This window comes from Pseudomonas sp. CBS (genome assembly GCF_024734645.1).
Lineage (GTDB): Bacteria > Pseudomonadota > Gammaproteobacteria > Pseudomonadales > Pseudomonadaceae > Aquipseudomonas.
This window is the reverse complement of the sequence record NZ_CP102929.1, coordinates 592,652-616,596: the sequence shown is the minus strand read 5'-3', so window position 1 is coordinate 616,596 and position 23,945 is coordinate 592,652. Positions and strand designations below refer to the sequence as shown.

Genomic DNA, 23,945 nt, shown 5'->3' with positions numbered 1-23,945 from the left:
TACCGATCGAAACGTGTTCAGCAAAGATAATTTGTGCCTGCCGTGTATGAATCAAAGGCGAGGTTTGGACGCTTGCATACCGCTTTTCCCGACCGCTGACAGGATAGGACAAGATGAAGATGACTCAACAATTGGATCAAACTCTAAGCCCCCAGATCCATATCATTGATGGCAAGGAGTTCGCTGAAACATTACGCCAGTCAGTTGCCATCGGTGCGCGAGCGTTTCGCGAAAAACGCGGCAGAGCTCCAGGGCTTGCGGTCGTTCTAGTAGGCCAGGATCCTGCGAGTCAGGTCTATGTCAGAACCAAAATGAAAAAAGCGTTGGAGTCCGGTATCGACTCATTTCCACACTTGCTTGACAGCAGTACATCGCAAGCTGATCTACTGCAATTGATTGAAAAGTTGAATAACGATCGTTATGTCCACGGGATCCTGGTGCAGTTGCCACTGCCCGCCCACATCGATGAATCCAAAATCATCACCGCGATCGATCCTGCAAAGGACGTCGATGGTTTTCACCCGATCAATGTTGGGCTCCTCGGCCAGGGCAAAGCGTCACTGGTCCCCTGCACACCGCTGGGTTGCTTGATGATGCTGAAAGATCATCTGGGTAATTTGAGCGGGAAAAAAGCCGTCATCGTTGGTAGGTCCAACATCGTTGGCAAACCGATGGCCAATCTGCTCTTACAAGAAAACTGCACCGTAACGATCGTGCATTCCAGGACCGAAGATCTCTATAGCGAATGCCGGCAGGCAGATATTTTGGTCGTTGCTATGGGTAAAGCCGAGTTCATCAACGCCGGCGCTATTAAACCGGGCGCCGTCGTGATCGACGTAGGTATCAATCGCGTAGACAAAGGTGGACGCTCAGTACTGGTTGGCGACGTCGATTTCGATTCGGTAGGCCCGGTCGCGGGAGCTATCACGCCTGTACCTGGTGGTGTCGGTCCAATGACGGTCGCATGCCTGATGGGTAACACGCTGGCTGCGGCTGAAGCCATTGAAAGGGACAGGGCCGCCCGCTACTGACGTACGAAGGTTGGTAGGACACGCGCGGCCTCATTACGAGGAGCACAAAGCTTCTAACCACACTGTTATCGGCAAAACTTTCGTTGATAGTCTTGGTCGGGCTTGAGACCTGGCCGCTTGCACGCTGGCGGCCTTCTTTTTGCCAGCCACCCGAACCACGCCCATCAACAAATCGAGAACAGTGGCCTAAACCCCGTGTTTCACCCCGTCACCGCCATGTCCGCACGCTTTGAAGCCCAAAGCGTCGACGACGCCATCCACTTCCGGCTCACCGAGCAGCGCAGCGATACGCTCGTGCAGCGCCTTGTCCAGTAACAGCTCAGCAATTTCAACCTCCTGCGATTTGGCGTGTGCTGTGCTAACCGGTAGGTGGGATGTCGCAAAGGCAGGCTAGGTCGCAGATTTTTCCATAGCGCGGTCGCGATCAGGCGGTTTGAATATGTTGAATGTCGGCGTACGGCAGCTTCGCATATTCCGCCTGGCCAATCGCTCATGTCGACCCAGCCGTAGTCAACACCCGGCCGTGCCGGATTAACGCTTCAGCACACCCCGTTTGCATTTCCGTTCAGGAGCGACGTCGACCGCGAGCGACGTTGAACGGCACAGCCATTAGATTGCCGGCTTTCCGGTTTCGACGTCGCTGCCCTCTCGATTAATTCACCGGTAATTTTGTGTCCAAGCAGCAGCCCAACCTAGGCGGTGATGCGCTCACACACCATTTGGGGAACGGAACTGGAGATGCCGGTTGAGACAACCTTAAAGATGACGACGCGTTGAATCTGCTTGCCGCGTGGGGTCTGCAGTTTGGGCTAAACCTCGACACTGCCAGCGCTCAGGTAAACCACTCAGCAACTATCCGCAGTCATCTTTTTTCTCTGCATCAAATGACGCTCAGAGGTATCCGCGTGCTGTTGTTTAAGGCTTTAGATGTGGACGCTGGATTGCGCGTGCGCTGAGCTGAGCCTTTCAAGCATCTGAATGGCGCCTGGAGCTAGCCAGGCAACCGATGACGTCAGGTATGCATCAACCCCCATAAAGCCAAGAGAGGCTCCTCACCCGACTGCACGGAGTGCACGATCGATTGTGGGTTGTAAACCACCCCACCAGGCCCCGGCCGAAACCAGCCGAGGCCCTCCTGGTACCACTCCCCCTCCGACAGCACGAGATAAAACTCCTTGGGAGGATGGTTGTGAAAGGGATAACGGACGCCGGGGGCCATGACCATCAGCCCCAGCGTTATTGAGTCGCATTGAATCCGGCTGCCCTTGCCAATGACCAGTGCGTGCCGGTGCCTATCCACGAAGTAAGCGCCTTCATTCGAGGCGGCTTGCCGCTTGATCCATACCGCATTGGGTAACAGCTGCTCAATGCATTTCACCAGCGCGCCATCCACCAGCGAAGAAGACTTTGCATTTGTCAGGCTATCGACCAGCGAGTCGTGGATACACCGCTCGCCTTCGTCGTTCGCCTGAAAACCTGCATTGATCGATAGTTGCGCGGATTGAACAGATCGCCGACTAGCGGAGATCTCATGCGCCCACTCTTGTGTGCAATGCTCCCCGAGATGCTCAGCAACCCGAACCAAGAGTTGCTGAGCATGTTCAAGCTGCACAGTTTGCTGCCCAAGCGATTCAGAGAAAGCCATGAAACCTCCACCCTCGATGTCTAGATTAAGCAGGTGACCGCGTGGGCGATCAGAGATCGATAACCAAGTCAGACGTTGGCCTACTGCAGCAAAGTAGCCGAAACCCTTTATCAATTTCTCGCTGACGAATGCCGCCATTCGCGTTCATATCGACAGAGCCTTCTAGGATTGCAGTTTTGCATGTCCCACAAATACCTTGGCTGCATGAGCTGGGAACCACAGCTCCCGCACGCTTGGCCGCAGCAAGAATCGTTTCATCGTGGCTCATCTGAAACGTCCTGCCCGACTTTGCCAGCGTGACGGTAAACGCACCAGTCGGCACCATAGAAGGTGCAGCGACGGGCACCACCACTGGACTGGATGGATCACCCAGATCAAAGCTCTCTTGGTGGTAATGCTCCATATTAAAGCCCGCCCCAGCGAGCAGTGCTTGCACGGCATCCATGTAGCCTTTGGGTCCGCAGGTGAAGACCTCGCGCTCTAGAAAGTCCGGCACGGATTGAAGCAGGATCTCTAACGTAAGTCGCCCGACAGGACCAATCCACTCCGGCTCGGTCTCGATCGTTTCGCAAACCGAAAGCACGTGCAGACCGGGCTTGAATGACGCGAGCAACTGAAGCTCTTTCCTAAAAACGATATCAACCGGCGACCGTGCGCTGTGGACGAATGCAATGTCGACATCGGCTGCAAGATCGCAACTTGCACGAGTCATCGACATCAGGGGAGTAACCCCCGATCCGGCAGACAGGTAAAGCAGTTTGCGAGCGTCGCTGCAGGTCGAGGTGAAGGTCCCTGCAGGGCCGTATGCCGTCAGTTGCTCACCCGCATGCAAGTTTTCGTGCAACCAGTTCGACACCAACCCACCCGGTACCCGCTTGACCGTGATCGAAAAGGTAAACGGTCGCGCTGGAGAGGATGAAAGCGTGTAGCAGCGTGAAATCGCCTGGCCGTTGATACTCGGCACAATCGTGATGAACTGACCAGGTTCGAAAGCGAGCACCTGGAAGTCACCACATTGAAAAGTGAAAGTCTTCACGTCGCGGGTTTCGTCCCTGACATCACAACAAATCAGGCTTTTCGGTTCACCACTGCTCCAACCTGTATCGAACGCAGACCATACTTCAACATCAGTGAAGCGAGATCTTTTCAACGGTGCAGAGGCTGTCTGAAAGGTACTCATTACACGTCTCCCATTCAAGCGCTGTGCGCGATGAGGCGTGCGGTGTACCAGCGAGTGAACTGGTGAACGTAGGCTTCAACGAGGTGTGAAAACGGGCCCGGTATGTACGCCGGATCTTGGGTTCCACTGTAGGTAATTTTGACCAGGCCGGCATCTTGCTGGTTGGTCGCGATCCACACTTCAGTCAGCCGTTGCAGGTCGTAGTCTTTACCTTCGACGGCGTCTTTATGCACTAGCCACTTGGATCTCACTAGTGTTTTGCCTGGCGCAAGCGGGATCAGCCACGAAATAACGGCATGGTCGCTCATCACGTGGGTCCACGAGTTATGCGTCCAGAAGTGTGTGTCGCCCAAGTCCGGGCGAACCAACTCACCAAACAGTTTTGTGCACGCGACGCGAGTGTCCAGGGTCTGGGATTCACCATGACCGGAGATCACTAAACGTTGCGCCCGGAATTGAGTGACAGCATCCTCATCCAGATACTCGATAGCATCACAGACCAGTCCCTCGCTTTCCCAACTCTTTTTGGCAATCACGCTTTTGGCCTGGTGAGCTTCGAGCACGCGAAGTGATTCCTCGGTCATGCCTTCCGTACTGCCGGCAAAGTCTTCAGGCAGGAACGAAACATTTAGCTCTGGATGACCCGCTGCGCAGTGATAGCACTCGCGATTGTTCTCTATCACCAACTTCCAATTACCCTCCTCGATAATCTCCGTTTCATAGGCAATCTTGGTGTTGGTCAAATCGTAGGGCGCAAACCGCGGCTCCATGTTCTCAACCAGATAATCGATGTCGGCAGGCGGTTTATCGCTGAGGCAGGCAAGAATATGGGCACCCACGACGCGACAAGCGACAGGAATGAGACTGCGGCACGTGGGATCGAATTCTTTACCCATGTCACGCGTGTGCTTGAGAGACCCGTCGAGGTCGTAGGTCCATTGATGATAAGGGCACACCAGCATCCCAACGGTAGAAAGCCCTGCCTCCTTGAGTCGGGCACCGCGATGACGACAGACATTACGAAATGCCCTGATCTGCTCGTCATCATCTCTCACAAGGATTATCGATGACTTGCCAATGTCGACGGTGGAAACATCTCCGGGTTCCGGGATTTCGGTAGTGACACCGACAACGATCCAGTGCTTGTGAAAAAATATATCCAGGTCATTCTCAAATATATCTTCGCGACCAAATACCTCGCCATCCAAAGCGCTCCATTGAGCGCGTTCCATTACAACGTCAAGATGGCTCTTTTGTTTTAAGTTATTCATAGACACCTCACGAGCAGGCTTTATTGCCAACGATGCGTGAGAGTATCTAAATAGCTATAAACATTGGTCAATGCGGTTTATTGTCAAGCTCTCATGACTCAAAGTTATGAGTCATGCTCCCCTTTAACGAGGTTCGATATCGTCAGCGCGCAGGCATTCCATCAACTGGTCGATAACCGGTGTTTCCGGCCGGCCTGCGGCGAGAAAAATGTAATAAGCATCACTGGGTACCATCACATGACTGGATACACGAACGAGCCGCCCGGACGCCAAGTGGTTCTCCAGCAGCCGCCCCCACCCTAATGCGATGCCGTGTCCCTGAACCGCAGCGAGAATTGCATCGCCGTACATCGCGCAACGCAGGCTGAACTGCAGTTTGGGGGGTATGTATCCCAGCGCGCGAAACCAGGTACTCCACGTCATCCAACCCTCCAGCGTTGCATCGGTATCAATGAGCGGGTTATGGGCAATTTCCTCCAGTGAGGTCGGTGAACAATTGCGAGCCAGCCAAGAGGGAGAACACACCGGAAAAATCTCCTCATCGAACAGCAGAACCGCGGTGCCGTCATCCCATTTGCCGTGACCGAAACGGACCGACAGGTCGGCATCGCGATCGGACGGGGTTGTGAGTCGCAGACGCAACGTGGGTAATTGCTCTCTCAGCAGATGTAATCGCGGCATGATTCGCAAGTTCGAGAAGTCTGCGGTACTCGCCAGTGCGATGGCGTGTTCGCCTTGGCCTTCCGCGTACTTGTCGAACACGCCAGCAATGCGTTGCATCGATACGGACATGGCGTCGTAAAGCGCCATTCCTTCTGTCGTCAACTGATTGGAACGATGAAGGCGATAGAAGAGCTGTGCACCAAATGTGTTTTCAAGGAATTTTACGTGCTTGCTGACCGCCGCCTGAGTCACACCCAACTCTTGTGCCGCAATCGTGAAACTACCGTTACGAGCGACCGCCTCAAATGCTACGAGCGCGTTCATCGACGGGATAATCCGGCGATATCCCTTATGTTGGCGCGTTTTCAACGGCTGATTCATTCAAGCTCCACTGACAAAGCCAAAACCGACGCCTGTAACCCATTTGGTGCCGGTAATACGGCACCTTAAAGCCACCTCTCTAAAGGTACAGGCTAAATCAACTTGAGGTTCGACGTATATCGCGAGTCGAGGGTTTGATGTCACCTTCCAGCGATGCCGCATCCCTGAGGCTGATGCCAGCGATCTCCGGTATCAAGCGACAGCAAACGACAAAGCCAGCGGAAGGCATGCACACTCCGACAGTCATCTCGTTCCTGATTAGGATGGACCGGACCAGCAACTGGCTGCTCGCCATTAGCCGTTTTGAAGCCATCGCCAGCAACGATGAGGATATGAACATCGGTGCTGCCATGGCTCTACAGCAAACCGGCAAAGCCAAAGGCAAGATTTCGGTTTTCGGCGTGGACGGTTTGTCTGATGGCATGATGGCGATCAAGCATGGGTTGCTGATCGCCTCGGCATTCCAGATCTACAACGCCCAGGTGACCAGCACGGTGCAGGCAGCGCTCAAGATGATCAAGGACGAACCGGAGGTCCGGGTACCGTTCCCGTTCATCAAACCTGAGCAGCTTTCAATGTTGAGTAGCGCTCCAAGTAGCAGTGATTGCCTGCTTAGACGATATGCAACGCCCTACCCCTGGTCTCGGCGATGGCATTGTTCAACGCTACCCGGAACAGCTCGACCAGCACATCGATTTCTTCAGCCTGGATAATCAGCGGAGGTAGGAATCGCACAACGGCGCCGTGGCGCCCGCCGAGCTCCAGGATCACGCCCAGACGCAGGCACTGGCGCTGGATAGCTTGGGCGAGTGCTGTATCCCCGGGGGGCACACGGGCATCGCTCGGCGTATCGCTGACAACCTCCACCCCCACCATCAAGCCGCGACCTCGAACCTGACCCAGGCAAGGGTAATCGCTCTGCAACTGATGCAACTGTTCCATCAGGCGTTGCCCCATGACGTCAGCATGCCCTGGCAGGTCTTCATTGATGATATGGCGCAACGTAGCGGCTCCCGCAGCCATCGCCATCTGATTGCCACGAAACGTTCCGGCATGGGCACCGGGTTGCCAAATATCCAGTTCTTCGCGATACACCATCACCGCCAGCGGCAAACCGCCGCCGATGGCTTTGGACAGGACCAGAATGTCCGGTTCAATGTCGGCGTGCTGGAAAGCGAACAGCTTACCGGTGCGCCCAAGGCCGGTCTGTACTTCATCAATGACCAGTGCCACGCCGTGTTTGCGGGTTAATTGACGCAGGCCCTGGAGCCAACGGACTGGTGCCGGGATCACCCCGCCTTCGCCCTGCACTACTTCAACGACTACCGCCGCCGGTGGCAGCACGCCCGACTCCGGGTCGCTCAACAACTGTTCGATAAAGTGCAGTCCGGCATCAATGCCGGCTTCGCCGCCTATGCCAAACGGACAGCGATAGTCATAGGGGTAAGGAAGGAATTGCACGTCGGCCATCAACGAGCCCAGCGCCTGTTTCGGCCCCAGGTTGCCCATCAGACTCAGTGTTCCCAGGGTCATGCCGTGGTAACCGCCGGAGAACGTCAGGATCGGCTTGCGCCCCGTAGCGATCCTCGCCAGCTTCAAGGCAGCCTCGATGCCGTCGGCACCGGTCGGGCCGCAGAACTGGATGCGCGCATGACGCGCGAAGTTTTCCGGCAAGGCGTTGAACAGATCCTCGACGAAACGATCCTTGATCGGTGTCGTCAGGTCTAAGGTGTGCAAGGGCAGGCCGGAATCAAGTGTCTGGCGCATGGCCGCGATGGCCACCGGATGGTTATGGCCCAGCGCCAATGTCCCCGCTCCCGCGAGGCAGTCCATGAACAATTGGCCTTGAGTATCGCGCACATAAACGCCGTGGGCTTCTTGCAAGGCCAACGGAATCCGACGCGGGTAGGAACGGGCATTTGACTCCCGGGCCGCCTGGCGTTGCAGATACGGGTTGGTGCTGAGATCACGCGGCGCTTGTTGGCAAAACTGCTCCAGCGTGAAGATTGCGCTGGAGGATGAAAGGGGCTGGACGCTTTCCATTGTGACTCCGTGACTAACCACTCGATTGTGGGCGATCAGCCCTGCCCTTGTCCCTGCATGGCTTGCCGCAAGCTCAAAGGCCGCATGTCAGTCCAGACCGACTCGATATAGGCCAGGCACTCCTGCTTGCTGCCCTGGTTGCCGGCCGCGCGCCAGCCTTGCGGTATCTCCTTGTAATCCGGCCAGATCGAATACTGTTCCTCGAAGTTGACTACAACCAAAAATCGCGTGTCAGGACTGTCCAGACTCATGTTCCACTCCGTTTCCACTGAAGGTGCGAGTGCTCGTAGGGTAAGCTTCGCGTGCGAGCGGCCGTAGGATAATACAGTTAATAATAATTATCATTAGGTATTGGCGTGATGCGTTTACACGCCCTGCTGTCACAGACAGGGTTCGCCTGCAGGCCCCCGGTTTGTTTATACTGATCGCCACCAGTGATAACGAGTCTCAACAGCAAGCGACTGACTATGCCTCGACCCACAGCCTCCCTGACCAAGTATTGCGCAATGCCGCCTGACGGTGACACTGGGCCCCGAGGATGATCGCCAGCCTCGCCCCGCTGTTCAGCGGCCCGTTGGCGGACTATGGGGAAAACCTGCAACTGGCCAGTGATCAACAGCAGGCAATTGCCGGCTCGCAACTGTTTCAGCCGGACTATTTCGCCGAGTTCATTCGTGAACTGGCAGCCCGCCACGGCAGCGACGATTTCATAGCGCTGACCTCTATCTGGTCGAAATGGTATTTCTGCTTCATAGCACCCGCCGTGGCGGCCAGCTTGCTCTTGCAGCGCGATTTGCCTATCGCCCTGAGCGATGTCGGTGTCACCCTCTCGGCAGCGGGAAAGCCGCTTGGCCTGCACCTGCCCCATGAAGGCAGCGTTCTGCCACCCAGCGCGCCCTTCGCGCGCTTCGACGCCTTGATCGAGCGGCATCTGCAACCGGTGATCGAGGTAATGGCCAGCGTCTCGAAAGCCTCGCCACGACTGTTCTGGAGCAACGCCGGCAACCTCTTCGAATTCGCCACTACCCAAATCGAACTGCATCGATTGGCAACGTTCGATTGCGCAGCCCCGGCCAGAACCGTGCTGGAGAGCCGCCTGCGCCCCGATGGCCGGCGCAATCCGCTGTTCGCCCCGGTGTACTACAAGGACGTCGGCGCTAACGAACCGCAGCGGTTACGCCGTATCTGCTGCATTCGCTACCGCCTGCCCGGCATCGGCTATTGCAGCAGTTGCCCACTCGACCGCGACAAAATACCCGAATAAGCCGCTCCAAGCGGCTACCTGACCAACTGGAAAGGCTTCTCGCTGGTGTGGTCATAGTCCACCAACTGGCCGTAATCAAGCCGGTAGATGCGATCGGCCACGTCGAAGTAGCGGTCATCGTGAGTGATGGCGATGACCGTTTTTCCGGCCGCCTGCAACTCGGGCAGCAGCTCGTGGTAGAACACGTGGCGGAACACCGGGTCCTGGTCCGCCGCCCATTCGTCGAGCAGCAACACCTCGCGTCCCTCCGTCATCAGCAACAGCAGGGCCAGGCGCTTGCGCTGCCCCTGTGAAAGGGCTGTGGTAGACAGGCGTCCATCAACGAACTGCACCTTGTGCGCCAGCCCCAAGCGTTGCAGATAGTGATCGACCCGCTCCTCCAGCCCATCGAGCTGGCCGTTCTCACCGAGCACATCGGCGAACAGATAGAAGTCGGCGAAGATTGCCGCGAAATGCTCGCGGTGCCACTCGCTGTTCGAGACGTCCAGCGTCACGCCATTGAGCGCGACCGTCCCCTCGCCTGGCTGGTAGAGCCCGGTCAGCAATTTGGCCAGGGTCGACTTGCCGCTGCCATTGCCGCCGACGATAAAGATCAGTTCGCCACGGCGAACGTGCAGATCGATGGGCCCCAGCTGGAAGGCGAATTCGTCGCTCTGCCCGGGGTAGTGGTATTGCACGTTGCTCAGGCGCAACTCACGGAAAGGCTCGGCGGCCTTGGGCGGCAAGGTGAAGTGCACCGTCTCGCCCAGGGCCAGGTCATCGATGGCCTGCAAGGCCACATGGCCGCGGATCACCGCCGGGACGGCATCGAGGATCATCGAGATGGGCGTACGCAGGAACATGATCGCCAACACGTAACCCATCACCACCTGCTGGCTCAGCAGCCCGAGGCCCTGACCGAGGAAGAACAGCGTACCGATCAACACGAACACCAGCAGCGACGTCCAGTTCAGGTTGATCGCCCACAGGGTATCGGCGCGTACCGAGGCCTGCAGCGAGGCCTGCGCGATCGGCTCCAGGCGCTGGTTGTACAGCATCTGCCGACGCTCCCGGCTCAAGGCCAGTTCGCAGCGACCGTTAATGGTCGCCTCGAACTGCTCGGTCAACCGGTCGTCCTGCTGCCGCACCTGCTGCATCAGGCGCTTGACCTTGCGCCCGAGCAGCACGTCTATCAGCACGCCGAAGGCGATCACCGCCAGGGTCAGGGCGAAGAAGGGCAGGCTCAGCCAAGCCATGTAAGCCAGGCCAGCCAGCAGCAGCAAGCCGTTGTACAGCGAGATCGGCAATTGCTTGAAGGCCGTGGCCACGGTGGTCACATCCTTGGTCAGCGCGTTGTAGATGCGCGGGCTGCCCAGTCGCTCGATGCGCTCCAGAGCGGTGCCCAACACCTTGCCCACCAAGCGCAGGCGCAACTGATAGACCAGGCGATGGCCAATCTGCACCAGCAGCCACTGGGCCAGGGTGCCGCTGACGAACAGCAGCAACAGCAGGCCGGCGAACAGCGCCAGCGCCTGGCTCAGGTCATCCAGCCCCTGCTCCAGGCTGCGGTTGATATAGCCGATCAGGCCGATGCTGCTGGCCGCACTCAAGGCACTGCACAGCACCGCCAGGAAAATGCGCCAGCGCGCATCATGCAGCAGTTCCTTCAATAACATCATCAGTTCGACACCTTCTCGGCTGGGTGCTGCGGCGCAATGCTTGGCGCTAGCAAGGACATCAGATCCGCACTCAGACGCGGCTCGGCAACGATCGCATGATGGCCGACATCCAGGCTCCAATCATGCAGCGCCTTGCGCGTGTGCGCCTGCCAGGAGGTGCGCAGATCACCGTGGGCATTGCTGCGCCACAACCAGATGGGCACGTCGACCACCGGTAAGGCCTGTTCGTAAAGGCGCGTCTTGATCGCCCGGTAGCGCACCATCACAGCCTGCAACTCGGCATCAGCGCCGTGGGATTGCAGATGCTCACGCACCTCGGCATCGGCCAGCATGCGGGTCACTCCCTCGGCATAATCGCAATCTACCAGTTGCCGGGCCAGACGCTCGCGCAACGTATCGCCAAGCGGCCGTGAACGGCTGCGACACAGGTACACCAAGTCGGCGAGCAACTGGCCACCCTCGTCGCCGTCGCCAGCGAGGCTGCGCTGCGGATCATGATCCACCGCCGCCAAGGCCTTGATGGTAAAACCGGCTGACTGTAGGTGCGCAATCAACAGCAGCGCCAGGCGCGAAGCCAGGCACCAGCCCAGTACCACCAGCGGCCGCTGCTTGAGCGACTCAGGAATGCTCTGCACATAGCGCTGCAGCAGCCTGCCCAGATCCTTGCTTTCCCAACCTTCGCCAAATGCCGCCAAACCATAAACGGCCTGCTGTTCGCCAAGTTGCGCCACCAACGGTCGGTAGTCTTTCAGGTGACCCTCCGCGCCATGTACCAGAAGCAAGGCCGGCGCCCCACCGGCCACGTCGTTCAGCACCTGCCAGCCCTCGCTATTCGCGCCCTGATCGAGGCTCTGCACCAGTTCGCGCACGGTCTGACGCTCGAACAGCAGATTAGTTGGCGGGTTGAGCCCCAATTGTTCGCGAATCAGTGCCACCACTTTGATCGCCGCGAGGGAATGCCCGCCCGTGGCGAAGAAGTTGTCGGTCACGCCGAGATCCTCGACACCCAGCACGCGGCACCAGATTTCCAGCACGGCACTTTCCAGTTCGCCGACCGGGGCCACCCGCGCACCTTGCAGGCGCTGCCGGGCACGCTCCAGCAGCGCCTGCCGATCGAGTTTGCCATTGCTGTTCAGCGGCAGGGCTTTTAGGGCGAAGATGCCGGCGGGCAGCATGTAGTCCGGCAGTTGTTGGGCCAAATCGTCGCGCATCACGTCCGCGGCCCGGCTCTGCCCTGGCTCCTCCACAACGAAGGCCAACAAGCGCTCACCATCAAGCAACACCGCCGCCTGCTCCACACCCGGCAGGTTGCGCAACGCCTGTTCTACCTCCGCCAGTTCCAGACGAAAACCGCGAATCTTCACCTGCTGATCATTGCGCCCGAGAATGCGCAAGGCGCCATCGGCCTGGCGCAACGCCAGATCACCGGTGCGATACAGGCGTGCGCCGGACCGCGGGTCTTGGCCGAATGCCGAACTGCCGACATCCCCCAGGTAGCCACGGCCGACACTGGCCCCGGCCACGCACAACTCGCCGGCCTGCCCGCAAGGCACGGGGCGCTGTTGTTCGTCGAGCAGATAGATGCGGTTGTTGCCGAGCACTTGGTCAAGGGCCGTGCCGCTCGCCCCCTGCTCGCTGTCGATGGCCCGCCAGAGCACGCCAACCGTGGTTTCGCTCGGTCCGTAGTGGTTGTACAGGCGGCAACCAGACCCTGCCGCTGCCAGCCGCGCCAGCAGGCTCTCACCCACCGCTTCGCCGCCAAGCACCAGCACCTGACGCGGCAGCACACCCTCCAGCGGATGCTCGCCGATCAAGGCTTCGAGGTGCGATGGAACGATCTTCAGCACATCCAGCGGATGATCGCGCAGCTCCTCGGCGAAGGCCTGCGCATCGGTGACGCTGGCCTGGCTCAGCAGGTGCACGCAGCCCCCCTGCAGCCAGGCCGGGTACAGCACGGTATTGCCCAGGTCGGCGAGCAGCGACGACACCAGCCCGTACTGACCACCTGCCGGCAAATCCAGCGCGTGAGTGATCTGGCTCGCGTAGTGGCGTAGCTGCCCCTGCTCTATCTGCACCCCCTTGGGCTTGCCGCTGGTGCCCGAGGTGTAAAGCACATAGGCCAGGTGCTGCGGCGCGCTGGCCACAGCCGCAGCGAGTGGTGCAGCGCTGCTGGCCTTCGACCAGGCCAGGCTGGGCACCGCGCAGACAAGGCTCGACTCATCCAGATGCAGCAGAACAGCAGGTTTGGCATCCTCGAGAATGCTGGCCAGACGCAGCGGTGGCAGCGCCGGGTCCAGCGGCAGATAGGCAGCGCCGGCCTTGAAGCAGGCCAGCATGGCGACCAGCATCTGCGCGCCACGCGGCAGCAGCAGCGCCACCACCTGGTCAGGGCCAACGCCGGCCTGCTGCAAACTGCCGGCCACCCGTTCGCTCAGTTCATCCACCTCGGCATAGGACAACAGCTGCCGACCATCGCGCAGCGCCGGGCTGTGCGGCTGGTGGCGCGCGTGGGCACGGAATCGCTCGACGATATCGACGTCCGCTGGCAGTTCCTCGGCAGTCGCTGTGGGCTGCCCCTCCTCCGCCAGCAAGGTATCCAGGCCGTCCAGCGGCGCTTGCGGCGCCTGCAACAGTTGGCCGATCCAGTGCACATAACGGCGTAGTAAGAGCTGCATCTGCTCACGGCGATACAACCCGGTGTCGTACACCAGCGCCAACTGGCCCTGGCCGGATTCATCCAGCAGCCAGTGCAGTTGCAGTTCCACCGGTGTGTCGAAGGACAAGGCCTGCAGCGCCTGTACCTCGGCCAGATGTTGCACGCGAAGCCCGGCCTGATAGCTGGCACGCCACTCCGGCAGCAGCTCGGCCTGGCCGAGGTACTCCTGCCAGAGCACGGCGTTTTCCAGTTGCCGGGCCAGTTGCCGGGCCAGACTGACCCAACTGGCGTGTTCGGACAAATGCACCTGCATGGGCAGCGTTTGCTCGAACAGCCCGTAGGCGCCCTGCAGCTCCTCATAGTCGTCACGCGGGTCGTGCTGCAGGCCCAACTGCGCATGGCGCTGACCGTTCAGGCGGCCGAGCAAGGCGCCCCAGGCTGCCAGGGCGAGAGGTTCGATGGCCAAAGCCTCGCTCCCGGCAAGTGCCTGCACGGCACTGCACAGTGCAGGTTCCAGCGCCTGCTGCACGCAGCCACGGGCACCGATGGCCATGCCATAGCGCTCGATCAGGCGCAGCCCCGGCACCTCCTGCAGGGCCAGGTTGCGCCAGAACTGCGCGCCCTGCTCGGCGTCCTCGTCCAGTTGCAGGCCGGCGATCCACTCGGCGTAATCGCTGTACTGCATCGGCTCGGCCTCCAGTACCGCGCCCTGCCCCAGCAGCTCACGGCGCAGTTGCTCGAGGCTGTGCAGATCCAGCGAGCAGGCCGGCAGCGCCAGCCATAGCTGCTCGTCGCGCCACCAGGCCAGCAGGTCGGGCTGCTGCGCCAGGCACTGGGCCTGGGCGTCGCGCTGCCACGCCGCCTCATCGGTGCCGGCACCCGCCTGGTGCCAGTCCAGGCGCAACTCGCCCGGCTCGACCACGCGCTGGCGCAGGCCAGTGGCGCCGAGCGGGCGCTGATAGCGCAGGCGGAGCGCATCGTGTTGGCCCAAGGCGTCACGCAGACGCTGTTCGACCCGCTCTGGCGCAACACCGGGGAGCGTCATGCGCACCCAGCGGTACGCCTGCGGGTTGGCCTCGGCCAATTGCTTCTGGGCCGGGGAAAGAGGCAGGCCAAGATCCATCATGGTGTCATCTCCAGAGCGTTTTCCTCAGCCGTCGCCGGTGCGGCCGCGACCTGATCGCGGCGATAGATATCGCCCATGGCGACGACGATGCGCCGATCGCCCTCGAAGGGGTCGCGGGCATGGGCGGCGAGCATGTTGTCGAGCATCACCACGTCGCCGCGCTGCCAGTCGAAGCGCACCGCACAACGCTCGTAAGCGGCATTGATCGCCTCGATGGCGGCCTCTTCCAGTTCGCTGCCATCACCGTAGAACACCTGCCGGGGCATGACGCTGTCGCGCCCCTTGAGTAACTGCTCACGGATATCGGCATCGAGAAACGCCGGATGGTAGAGCTGGATCTGGTTGAAGAAGCTGGCATCGCCAGTCAGCGGGTGGAGGATCACCGCCGGACACACCTGGCGCGTGTGCAATTCGTTGGCACCGCGCCACTCGAACTCGATCCCGCCCTCATGGCAGATGCGTTCGGCCTCGGCATGCTCCTCAGTCTGGAAGAAGTGCTGCCAGCTGACATCCAGGCTGGCGCTGAAATTGCGCACGTACATCAGTTGCTTGCAACGCAGCTTGACCTGCAGCCAGGCCGGCAGCTCGCGGTATACCTCACGGCTGTCGACGATGGGCGTGGCCCCGCCGCTGGTGGCCGGCGTCTCGCAATAGAACCACTGCCGGCGCGGCCAGCGATGTTGATGAGCGCTCTCGTTGTGGAACATGATCATGCGGTCCTTCGGATAGGGTGTGGACTTGTAGATCTTGTTGCCGCCCTCTTTCTTCGGCAGATCGCCGTACTGGCCGTACAGCTCCGGGCACAACGCCTGGCAGAACTGCTCGAAGTCCGCCGGGGTCGGCAGATCGAAACCACGGAAGATAATCCCGCCGTGCTCGCGCAGCCAGCTTTCCACCTGCTCGCGATTGCTCTCGGCCCACACGGCGGGGGCCAGCTCGCGCTCGCGCAGTTGCACCAGCAGGGGGAAGCTGGAGCCGGCACGCAACGGCCGGGTTTCGATCGGTGTAACCGCGGCAGCCGGGCCATTCTGGCGCAGCTTGCCGAGCTTGCTCATCTTGCGTTGCAGCGGGTTGTCCGTGGTGGTGGACATGGCAGCGGCCCCCTTGGAAGGCAAAGGTAAGGCATCGATGGGGCTGTCCGGCGCACCCAGCGCAGCATCGAGCAGCGCCAGGAAGCTGTCGCGCAAACGTTCGATGGTGGGTGGGCGGAACAGGCTGGTGCGGTACACCCAGCGCAGGCTGAGGACATCGCCGTCGGCAGTGGCGAACAGCGCCATGTCGAACTTGGAGTGTTGTTGTTCACGGCTCAGAGGCGTGACCTCGAGGTTGCCGAGGCGGCGCGGCTGACGCGGCGTGTTGTCCAGCACGAAAAGGGTCTGCAGCAACGGATGCTGGTTGGCCACACGCGGCAGGTCGAGACATTCCACCACCTGGTCGAACGGTGTGTCCTGCCAGGCGAAGGCATCCAGGCAGATATCGCGCACCAATGCCGCCTGCTCACGGAAGCTGAGCTCCGGTTGCAGGCGAATGCGCAACGCCAGCAGGTTGACGAAGAAGCCGATTAGCGCCTCGGTCGCCGGGTGTTCGCGGTTGGCCACGTCGGTGCCGATGACCAGGTCGCGGCCCTGGGTTTCGCGCTGCAGCACGGCGGCATAGACAGTCAGCAGCAACATGAACAGCGATAAGCCGCTCTCACGCTGTAAGGCCTCCAGGCGTGCCAGCGTTGCCGCTGGCAACTGGAAGTCCAAGGCCGCACCACCACTGTTATCGCGCTCGCCGCGTGGGAAGTCGAACGGCAACGGCACCTGGCTCGGTATGCCGGACAGGGTACGTTGCCAGAACTGCTGGCCCTGGCGCTGACGGGCGCGCAGCGCCGCTGAAACCTGCCAGGCGGCATAGTCGACGTACTGGATCGCCAGTTCGCGCTCCACGGGCAGCCGGCCCTGGCTGTAGGCCTCGTAGCCTTCGACCAGCTCACCGATCAGCACCGAGCCGGACCAGCCGTCGGAGGCGATATGGTGCAGCACCAGTTGCAGCACATGTTCCTGCTCGCCCAGGCGATACAGCACCGCGCGCAGCGGTGCCTCAACGCTCAGATCGAACGGGCGCGCGGCCATCTCATGTTCAGCCTGCGCCCACTGCGCCTGGCTCACGGTCGCCAGTTGCAGCGTCAACGCAAAATCCGCCTGGATGCGCTGGCGCGCCTCGCCCTGCTGCTGATGGTAGGTGGTGCGCAGGATCGCATGGCGCCTTACCACACGCTGCAAGGCCCGCTGCAACGCCTGGGTATCAAGGGCACCCCGAAGGCACACGTTGCTGCTCATGTTGAAGCTGCTGTCGCTCGGCTGCAGTTGCTGCATCAGCCAGACCCGTTGCTGCGCAGGTGACAGCGGCTGGTCGATGTGCTGATCGACCCGCGCGATGTTCAATCCAGCCGGGTCTATGGCGGTGGCCTGGGTTTCCAGGCGCGCCGCCAGCTCCGTCAGCGAAGGCGTCTCGAACAGCCAGCGCAGCGGCACCTCGAAGCCCTGCTCGCGCAGCCGCGAACGCACCTGCGCGGCCATCAGCGAGTGTCCGCCGAGTTGGAAGAAATGCCCATCGAGCGGCACCTGCTCGAGCTGCAGCACCTGGCCCCAGATCTCGCTCAGCAGGGTCTCGCTGGCGCTCATCGGCCGCTGCGCGCTGCCTGCTGCCGCCTGCTGCTGGTTGCGCAACTGCGGCAATTGCTGGCGATCCACCTTGCCATTGCTGTTGAGCGGCAATCCCGGCAGCGCTTGCAGATGAGTTGGCAGCATATACACCGGCAGACGTGCCTGCAGATGTTCACGCAGCTCGTCTGCGCTCGGCTCGCCAGACAGACTGGCAACCCAGAACGCGACCAGGTGCTCACCCTGCACCGCCACCACTGCCTGGGCGACCCCCGGGTGACCGAGCAGCGCCGCCTCGATCTCGCCCAGCTCGATACGGAAGCCGCGCAGCTTGATCTGATCGTCGCTGCGGCCCAGGTAATACAACTGCCCATCGGCCTGCCAGCGGGCCACATCGCCGGTGCGGTACAGGCGCCCGCCAGCGCCGCCGAACGGGTCGGCGATGAAACGCTCGGCGCTCAGCGCCGGCTGCCCGGCATAACCACGGGCCAGTCCAAGGCCTGCGATATACAGCTCGCCGGCACGGCCTGGCGGAACCTCACAGAGGAACTCGTCGAGCACATGGCAGCGCGTGTTGAGCAGCGGACGGCCAATTGGCACCACCGGCTGATGCAGCTCCTCCACCAACGTCTGGGTCGACCAGACGCTGGTTTCGGTCGGCCCGTAGACGTTAATCAGGCAGCCGACGAGCTGCTGCAGCTCGTTGGCCATTTCCGCCGCCAGGGCCTCGCCGCCGGTCAGGGCAACCTGCCCGGCCAGCACCTGGCGATCCCCCTGCAGCAGCATCGCCCAGGTCGCCGGGGTGGCCTGGATCAGTTCCACCGCCCGCTGACGTATCAACTGCGCCAGCAGCAGCGGGTCCTGGCGCTGCTCGTCATCGGCGAGCACCACGCTACCGCCGCGCACCAACGGCAGGCACAGTTCCAGGCCGCTGATATCGAACGTCACGGTGGTCAGCGCCAGGTAGCGCTGCACGCCCTCCAGCGGCAAGGCGCGCTCCATCGCCAGCAGGAAGTTGGCAAAGTTGCCCCGGCTGATCTGCACGCCCTTGGGCTGCCCGGTGGAGCCGGAGGTGTAGAGCGTGTAGGCCAGTTGCTGCAGGTGCCTCGGCAGCGCCGGTGCATCGGCCGGCTGCGCGTGTAACGCCAGGTCCCGCCAGAGCTGGCAGCGCAACGTGGCCGGGGAATGCTCATCCTGACGATCGCACAACAGCAGATGCGGCCGTGCCCGCTGCACGATGGCCGCCTGCCGCGCAGGCGGATGGCTCGGATCGAGCGGCAGGTACTGCGCCCCGGCCTTCTGGATGCCCAGCAGGCAGACCAGCAGGCGCTCGTCGCGCGGCAGGCAGAAGGCGATCGTGGATTCCGCCGTCACACCTTGCGCCAACAACCAATGCGCAAGCTGGTTGGCCTGTGCCTGCAACTGCCCGTAGCTCAGTTGTCGGTCGCGGCAGAACACCGCGGTGCGCTCGGGATGCAAGGCGGCCTGAACCTCGAAGCGGGTCACGAAATCCGCCTCGATGTCCAGCTCGGCAGCTTCGCCCGCGCTGTGCAGGCGTTGTACCGACGGCAGTGGCAGCGCCAGCAGCGGCTGCTGCAGATCGAGATGCGCCAAGCTGGACAGCACGCCCAGGTAATCGTCCACCAGGCACTGAATGCGGGCCGGGTCGAACAGCGCGGTGGCGTACTCGACTATCAATTGGCTGCTGGCCTCATCGCCGCGGCCCTGGCTGAACAGGTTGAAGGTCAGGTCGAACTTGGCGCTGATTGCCCCCTGCGGCAATGCCAGGGGCGCTACCGTGACGCCCGGCAGTTGCAGATTGCGCTCGCCGAGGTGGTCCACCTGGTAGTTGAACATGGCCTGGAACAATGGCGTGCGGTCGAGGCTGCGCTCGACCTCGAGCACGTCGAGCAGGCGCTCGAACGGCAATTGCTCATGGAGCCGGTCATCCGCCAGGCGCTGGCCAAGGCGCTGCAGAAAACGCTCCAGGCTTTCCAGCGCATCAAGCTGCACGCGATACGCCAGGGTGTTGACGAACAGACCGACCAGCGCCTGGCTGTCCGCCGCCTCACGCCCGGACACCGGCAGGCCGATGGCGAAATCGCGGCGCCCGGCGTGTTTCCAGAGCAGCAGTTGCTGCGCGGCGAAATACAGCACGAAGGGGGTCAGCCCAAGCTGCTTGGCACGGGCCGCGATTGCCGAGGTCAGCTCGCCTGGCAACGGGAACTGCTCGCGCGCGCCGGCATACGCCCGCACTGCCGGGCGCGGGCTTTCACTGAGGGCCAGCGGCTCGTCACTCAAGCCCTGCAGGCGCTGCTGCCAGTAATCGAGCAGTACCTGGCCGGCCTCCCCTTCCAGCGCCTGGCGCTGCGCTTCGATCACTTGCAAAAGGCCCGTTCTGGGCGCGGGCTGACGGCCCTCATAGAGGGCAGCCAGATCCTGCACCAGCAGTCCCATGGACCAGCCGTCCACGGCGATATGGTGGGCGTTGAACAGCAGGCGATAGTCGTCTTCAGCGAACTGGAACAAGTCAATGGCCACCAGCGGCCCCTGGGCCAGGTCGAAGACCCGCTGCGCGGCCAGGGCAATCGCTGCCTCACGTGCACCTGCCGGCGATGCGCGCAAATCGTGCAGGGCGAAGCTGGCCTCGGGCGCCTCCACCAGGCGCTGACGCACCTGCCCGTTGTCCTCGAAGAAACGGCAACGCAGGGCTTCATGACGTTCGATCAGGCTCAGACAGGCGCTGCGCAAGCGTGGCACGTGCAATGCACCCTGCAAGACCAGCAGTTGCGTGACGTTGTAGGCAGTGGTGTCGGGTTCGAGCTGCTGCATGAACCACAGCCGCTCCTGGGCATGGGATAGCCGCGCCACGGCACTGGCCAACGCTGGCGACGCCTCTGCCGGCTCGCTGCGGATGGCAGGCGCCGGCTCCAGAGCGGCCGCCAGTTGCCGCGGCCTGGGGTTTTCCAGCAACTGGCGCGGCATCATGCGCAGGTCGGCCTGGCGCAGCCGGGCGATCAGTTGCAGGCTGAGAATCGAATCGCCACCAGCGGCGAAAAAGTCATCGTCCAGCCCCAGTTGCGGCTGGCCCAGCAGTTCGCGGAAGGCCGCCAGAATACTGGCCAGACGCGGCTGCGCGCGGCAGTCGGCACTTGCTGCCATGGCCGCCAGCGTCGGCTGTTCCAGCACGTCGCGCGGCTGCAGCCGGAGCCCTTCGCGCGCGGCGAGGCCGATCAGTTGCAAGCTGAGAATCGAATCGCCGCCGAGGGCGAAGAAATCGTCCTGGCGAGTGACCGCGGCGCAGCCGAGCACCTGGCACCACAGCCGGGCCAGCAATTGCTCGCTGACGCCCTGGGGCGCCTGCCCGCCCTCATCCACCGCTACGTTAGTTTCAGGCTCGGGCAAGGCGCGGCGATCCAGCTTGCCATTGGTGGTCAGCGGCAAGGCGTCCAGGCTCGACCAGTACGCCGGCTGCAGCGGTTCGGGCAGTTGCGCCCGGGCCTGCGCCTGGATGGCGCTCAGTTCGTCCGGGGTCAGGCGCGGCGCGAGATAGGCCACCAGTTGCATGCGCCCCTGAATCTCGCGTGCCAGCACAGCGGCTTCGCGTACCCGCGCTTGCCGGCTCAGCCAGGTACTGACCTCACCGGGCTCGACGCGGAAACCGCGAATCTTCACCTGATCGTCCTGGCGTCCAAGGAACGCCAGACGCCCATGGTGATCCAGGCGTACCCGATCACCGCTGCGGTAGAAACGCCGCCCTGCGTCATCGATGAAGGCGGCGGCAGTGACTTGCGGCTGGCCAAGGTAGCCCAGCGCGACCTGGGGGCCACCGATCAGCAACTCGCCCGCCACGCCGCGCGGCACGGGCTGGCCCGCCGCATCAACGATCCGCAGCTCGGCACCGGCCAATGGCTGGCCCAGCGGCAGGTAAGCGCCCTGCCCGGCCTCCGTCACCTCGCCACAGACCACACCGACGGTGGTTTCCGACGGGCCGTAGTGGTTGAACACGCGCAGCTCCGGCGCCAGTTCGCGGATGCGGGCGAACAGCGCCGCATCGAAGCCTTCACCGCCCAGGATCAGCAACTGCCGCGGCAGTACCCGCCGGGCATCGTCCAGCGCCAGCAGGCCACGCAAATGCGAGGGGGCGATCTTCAGGCAGTCCACGGGATGCTGGGCCAGGAAATCGGCCCAACCTGGTGGATCGAAGGCCAGCGCGGCCTCCGGCAGGATCAGCGGATCACCTGAGTGCAAGGCGGCGAAGACGCAGGTCAGGCCGAGGTCGGCGGCGACCGTGGCCAGGGTCGCCCAACGGCTGCTGGCGCTGGCCTGCAGGCGTTGGCTGACGGCGGAGGCGTAATGCGCCAGGTTGGCATGGCTGACCAGCACGCCTTTGGGCTGGCCGGTGGAGCCCGAGGTGTAGATCAGGTACGCGGCCTGCTCAGGCTGGCTAAGGCTGGGCACAGGCTGACACGGTGCGGGCGCAGCGAGATCGGCGGCGCTCAGTTGCAGACGCGCGACCGCGCCGTTCAGCGCTGGCGCCTCGGCCAGGGTCAGCAGCAGGCTCGCCGCACTGCTTTCAAGCAGTTGCTGCAAGCGCTTCACGGGCTGCGCCGGGTCGAGGAACAGGCAGGTCGCACCACGTTGCCAGCAGGCCAACATTGCCAGCACCTGCTCGGCGCTGCGCGGCATGCACAGGGCGACTACCTGGCCGGGGCCGACGCTCTGCTCGGCCAGGCGCAGCGCCAGTGCCTGTACGGCATTGGCCAGATCGCCGTAGGCCAGCGACTGCCGCGTATCGCACAGGGCGGGTGCTTGCGGCGTGCTCGCGGCCCACTGCTGCACCTGTCGATCCAGCGGCTCAGGGCTGGCGCCCAGCGCGGGGCCATGCAGTTCGCTGCCCGGCGAGGCGAGGCGCAGTGCCGACAACCGCTGCCCGGGATTGACTGATGCCTCCTGCAGGATGGCCTGCAGATCGTCGAGCAGTTGCTCAATGGTGGCCGCCTCGAACAGCTCGTCGCTGTATTCCAGCTCGCAGCGCAGGCGCTGGTCGGCGCAACGCAGCAGACGCAGGGTGAGATCGAAACGGGCATGGCGCTGCGGCGGGTCGAGCACGTCGACGCTTACCCCCGGAAGGCTCAGGGTGCGGCTTTCCGGTAATTCGACCTGCACGAACATGGCCTGGAACAACGGGCTGGAACGCGGCCGGTCGAGGGCTTCGAGGATCTTTTCATACGGCAGGGTCTGCTGGTCGAACGCTGCCGCCACGCTGTCGCGGGTGCGCAGCAGGGCGCTGCGAAAGTCCGGGTCGTCCTCCAGGCGCTGGCGAATCACCAGGGTGTTGAGCAGCGGCCCGATCAGCGGCGCCAGCTCGGGGCGATCGCGTTGCGCCACCGAAGTACCCAGGCACAGGTCACGCTCGCCGCTGTAGCGCGCCAGCAGGCAGGCAAAGGCGGTCAGGCCAAAGATATACAGGGTCACGCCCTGCTCGCGGATGGCCCCATCCACCTGCGCCGACAAGTCAGCTGGCAGTTCGCGCACCCGTACCGCGCCGCTATGGCGGCGCTGGTTCGCGGGCGGACGCGGGTGATCGCAGGGCAAGGCCAGCGCACCGGGCGCATCGGCCAACTGGCTGCACCAGTAATCGAGTTGCTGGCGGCAGGCGTCGCTGGTCAGCCACTCGTGCTCCCAGGCGGCATAGTCGGCGTACTGGATGTCGAGCGGCGGCAATTGGGCTGGCGCGCCCAGGCTCGAGGCACGGTAGCCCTCGGCCAGCTCGCGGGTCAGTTGCTGGGCCGACCACGCGTCGTAGGCGACGTGGTGGATGGTGAAGAACAGCCAGGTGCTGCCCTGCTCGGCATCGCTGAACACGCGCCAGCGCCAGGGCACGTCGCGGCTCAGGTCGAAGGGCTCCGCCAGTTGTCGGGCGTACTCGTCGGCGCACCATTGCTGTGGGTCGGCAAGCGCCTCGCGGGGTAACGGCTCGACCGCCGGCAGGCCCGCCGTCCAGGGCTCGCAGTGCGCCTGCAAGTGGCCTCGGGCATCGGCCACGTAGCGAGTGCGCAGGATCGTGTGCCGCTCCACCAGTTGCTGCATGGCCTGCTGCAGGCACGCCAGATCCAGACGGCCATCGAAGTGCAGCACCGAGCAGAGGTTGTACAGCGCACGGCTGCTCAGGGCCTCGGCCGAGAGAAAACGCAGTTGCGCATGGGCCAGCGGCACCGCTGCACCCACCCTGCCAGCGGCCGGGACGATGGGCAGGCGCCAGCTATCGATGCCCTTCTCGGCCAGGCGCTGACGGAACAGTTGCTTCTTGTCCGCCGGCAGTGAGGCCAGGCGCTGGGCGATCTCGACAAAGGCCTGTTGGTTGGTCGCATTCATC

General features: G+C 62.4%; 11 protein-coding genes and 2 pseudogenes. 3 read left to right on the top strand and 10 right to left on the bottom strand.

The window, feature by feature from the left end; all coding sequences use genetic code 11:
- The first annotated feature begins 113 nt into the window (after nt 1-113).
- A complete protein-coding gene (folD, locus tag NVB75_RS02675; protein WP_258345835.1) occupies nt 114-1,031 on the top strand; it encodes a bifunctional methylenetetrahydrofolate dehydrogenase/methenyltetrahydrofolate cyclohydrolase FolD in 918 nt (305 codons plus the stop codon).
- A 189-nt stretch (nt 1,032-1,220) separates the two neighbouring features.
- Here the strand turns inward: folD and NVB75_RS02670 are convergent.
- The 5 genes and pseudogenes from NVB75_RS02670 to NVB75_RS02650 all read right to left on the bottom strand — a co-directional run.
- Nucleotides 1,221-1,834, bottom strand: a pseudogene (locus NVB75_RS02670) (formaldehyde dehydrogenase, glutathione-independent); the annotation flags it as partial.
- A 209-nt stretch (nt 1,835-2,043) separates the two neighbouring features.
- On the bottom strand, nt 2,044-2,676 hold the full coding sequence (locus NVB75_RS02665) for a dimethylsulfoniopropionate lyase (protein WP_258345834.1): 633 nt from the start codon (nt 2,674-2,676) through the stop codon (nt 2,044-2,046).
- A gap of 49 nt (nt 2,677-2,725) precedes the next feature.
- Nucleotides 2,726-3,856, bottom strand: coding sequence for a hybrid-cluster NAD(P)-dependent oxidoreductase (locus tag NVB75_RS02660; protein ID WP_258345833.1), 1,131 nt, complete (start codon nt 3,854-3,856; stop codon nt 2,726-2,728).
- Nucleotides 3,857-3,870: 14 nt separating this feature from the next.
- The gene (locus NVB75_RS02655; protein WP_375378929.1) at nt 3,871-5,088 is read right to left on the bottom strand and encodes an SRPBCC family protein; all 1,218 of its coding nucleotides are present in this window, start codon (nt 5,086-5,088) and stop codon (nt 3,871-3,873) included.
- 162 nt (nt 5,089-5,250) lie between these two features.
- Nucleotides 5,251-6,171: a LysR substrate-binding domain-containing protein gene (locus NVB75_RS02650; protein ID WP_258345831.1), complete on the bottom strand. Its 921-nt coding sequence runs from the start codon at nt 6,169-6,171 to the stop codon at nt 5,251-5,253.
- Between the two features lie 263 nt (nt 6,172-6,434).
- Between NVB75_RS02650 and NVB75_RS33095 the strand changes: the two are divergent.
- Nucleotides 6,435-6,749, top strand: a pseudogene (locus NVB75_RS33095) (substrate-binding domain-containing protein); the annotation flags it as partial.
- A 34-nt stretch (nt 6,750-6,783) separates the two neighbouring features.
- Here NVB75_RS33095 and NVB75_RS02640 read toward each other — a convergent pair.
- On the bottom strand, nt 6,784-8,214 hold the full coding sequence (locus NVB75_RS02640; protein WP_258345829.1) for a diaminobutyrate--2-oxoglutarate transaminase: 1,431 nt from the start codon (nt 8,212-8,214) through the stop codon (nt 6,784-6,786).
- Between the two features lie 35 nt (nt 8,215-8,249).
- Nucleotides 8,250-8,465: an MbtH family NRPS accessory protein gene (locus tag NVB75_RS02635; RefSeq protein ID WP_258345828.1), complete on the bottom strand. Its 216-nt coding sequence runs from the start codon at nt 8,463-8,465 to the stop codon at nt 8,250-8,252.
- 287 nt (nt 8,466-8,752) lie between these two features.
- Here NVB75_RS02635 and fhuF point away from each other — a divergent pair, with 287 nt between their 5' ends.
- Nucleotides 8,753-9,478, top strand: coding sequence for a siderophore-iron reductase FhuF (gene fhuF, locus NVB75_RS02630; RefSeq protein ID WP_258345827.1), 726 nt, complete (start codon nt 8,753-8,755; stop codon nt 9,476-9,478).
- Between the two features lie 14 nt (nt 9,479-9,492).
- On the opposite strand, the gene NVB75_RS02625 is transcribed toward fhuF, so the two are convergent.
- From NVB75_RS02625 to NVB75_RS02615, 3 genes are read right to left on the bottom strand one after another with little or no spacing between them, the layout of a single operon-like run.
- Nucleotides 9,493-11,136 carry a cyclic peptide export ABC transporter gene (locus NVB75_RS02625; RefSeq protein WP_258345826.1) on the bottom strand — a complete coding sequence of 548 codons (1,644 nt, stop codon included), beginning with the start codon at nt 11,134-11,136 and terminating at the stop codon, nt 9,493-9,495.
- Nucleotides 11,136-14,918, bottom strand: a complete 3,783-nt coding sequence (locus NVB75_RS02620) for an amino acid adenylation domain-containing protein (protein WP_258345825.1) — start codon at nt 14,916-14,918, stop codon at nt 11,136-11,138. The genes NVB75_RS02625 and NVB75_RS02620 overlap by 1 nt, the downstream gene beginning before the upstream one ends.
- Nucleotides 14,915-23,944 (bottom strand): non-ribosomal peptide synthetase, encoded by a 9,030-nt coding sequence (locus NVB75_RS02615; protein WP_258345824.1) that lies wholly within the window; start codon nt 23,942-23,944, stop codon nt 14,915-14,917. The genes NVB75_RS02620 and NVB75_RS02615 overlap by 4 nt, the downstream gene beginning before the upstream one ends.
- Nucleotide 23,945 lies beyond the last annotated feature (1 nt).

Coding starts and splice junctions, on each gene's coding strand:
- folD (WP_258345835.1), top strand. CDS start 114: ATGAAGATGACTCAACAATTGGATCAAACTCTAAGCCCCCAGATCCAT.
- NVB75_RS02665 (WP_258345834.1), bottom strand. CDS start 2,676: ATGGCTTTCTCTGAATCGCTTGGGCAGCAAACTGTGCAGCTTGAACAT.
- NVB75_RS02660 (WP_258345833.1), bottom strand. CDS start 3,856: ATGAGTACCTTTCAGACAGCCTCTGCACCGTTGAAAAGATCTCGCTTC.
- NVB75_RS02655 (WP_375378929.1), bottom strand. CDS start 5,088: ATGGAACGCGCTCAATGGAGCGCTTTGGATGGCGAGGTATTTGGTCGC.
- NVB75_RS02650 (WP_258345831.1), bottom strand. CDS start 6,171: ATGAATCAGCCGTTGAAAACGCGCCAACATAAGGGATATCGCCGGATT.
- NVB75_RS02640 (WP_258345829.1), bottom strand. CDS start 8,214: ATGGAAAGCGTCCAGCCCCTTTCATCCTCCAGCGCAATCTTCACGCTG.
- NVB75_RS02635 (WP_258345828.1), bottom strand. CDS start 8,465: ATGAGTCTGGACAGTCCTGACACGCGATTTTTGGTTGTAGTCAACTTC.
- fhuF (WP_258345827.1), top strand. CDS start 8,753: ATGATCGCCAGCCTCGCCCCGCTGTTCAGCGGCCCGTTGGCGGACTAT.
- NVB75_RS02625 (WP_258345826.1), bottom strand. CDS start 11,136: ATGATGTTATTGAAGGAACTGCTGCATGATGCGCGCTGGCGCATTTTC.
- NVB75_RS02620 (WP_258345825.1), bottom strand. CDS start 14,918: ATGATGGATCTTGGCCTGCCTCTTTCCCCGGCCCAGAAGCAATTGGCC.
- NVB75_RS02615 (WP_258345824.1), bottom strand. CDS start 23,944: ATGAATGCGACCAACCAACAGGCCTTTGTCGAGATCGCCCAGCGCCTG.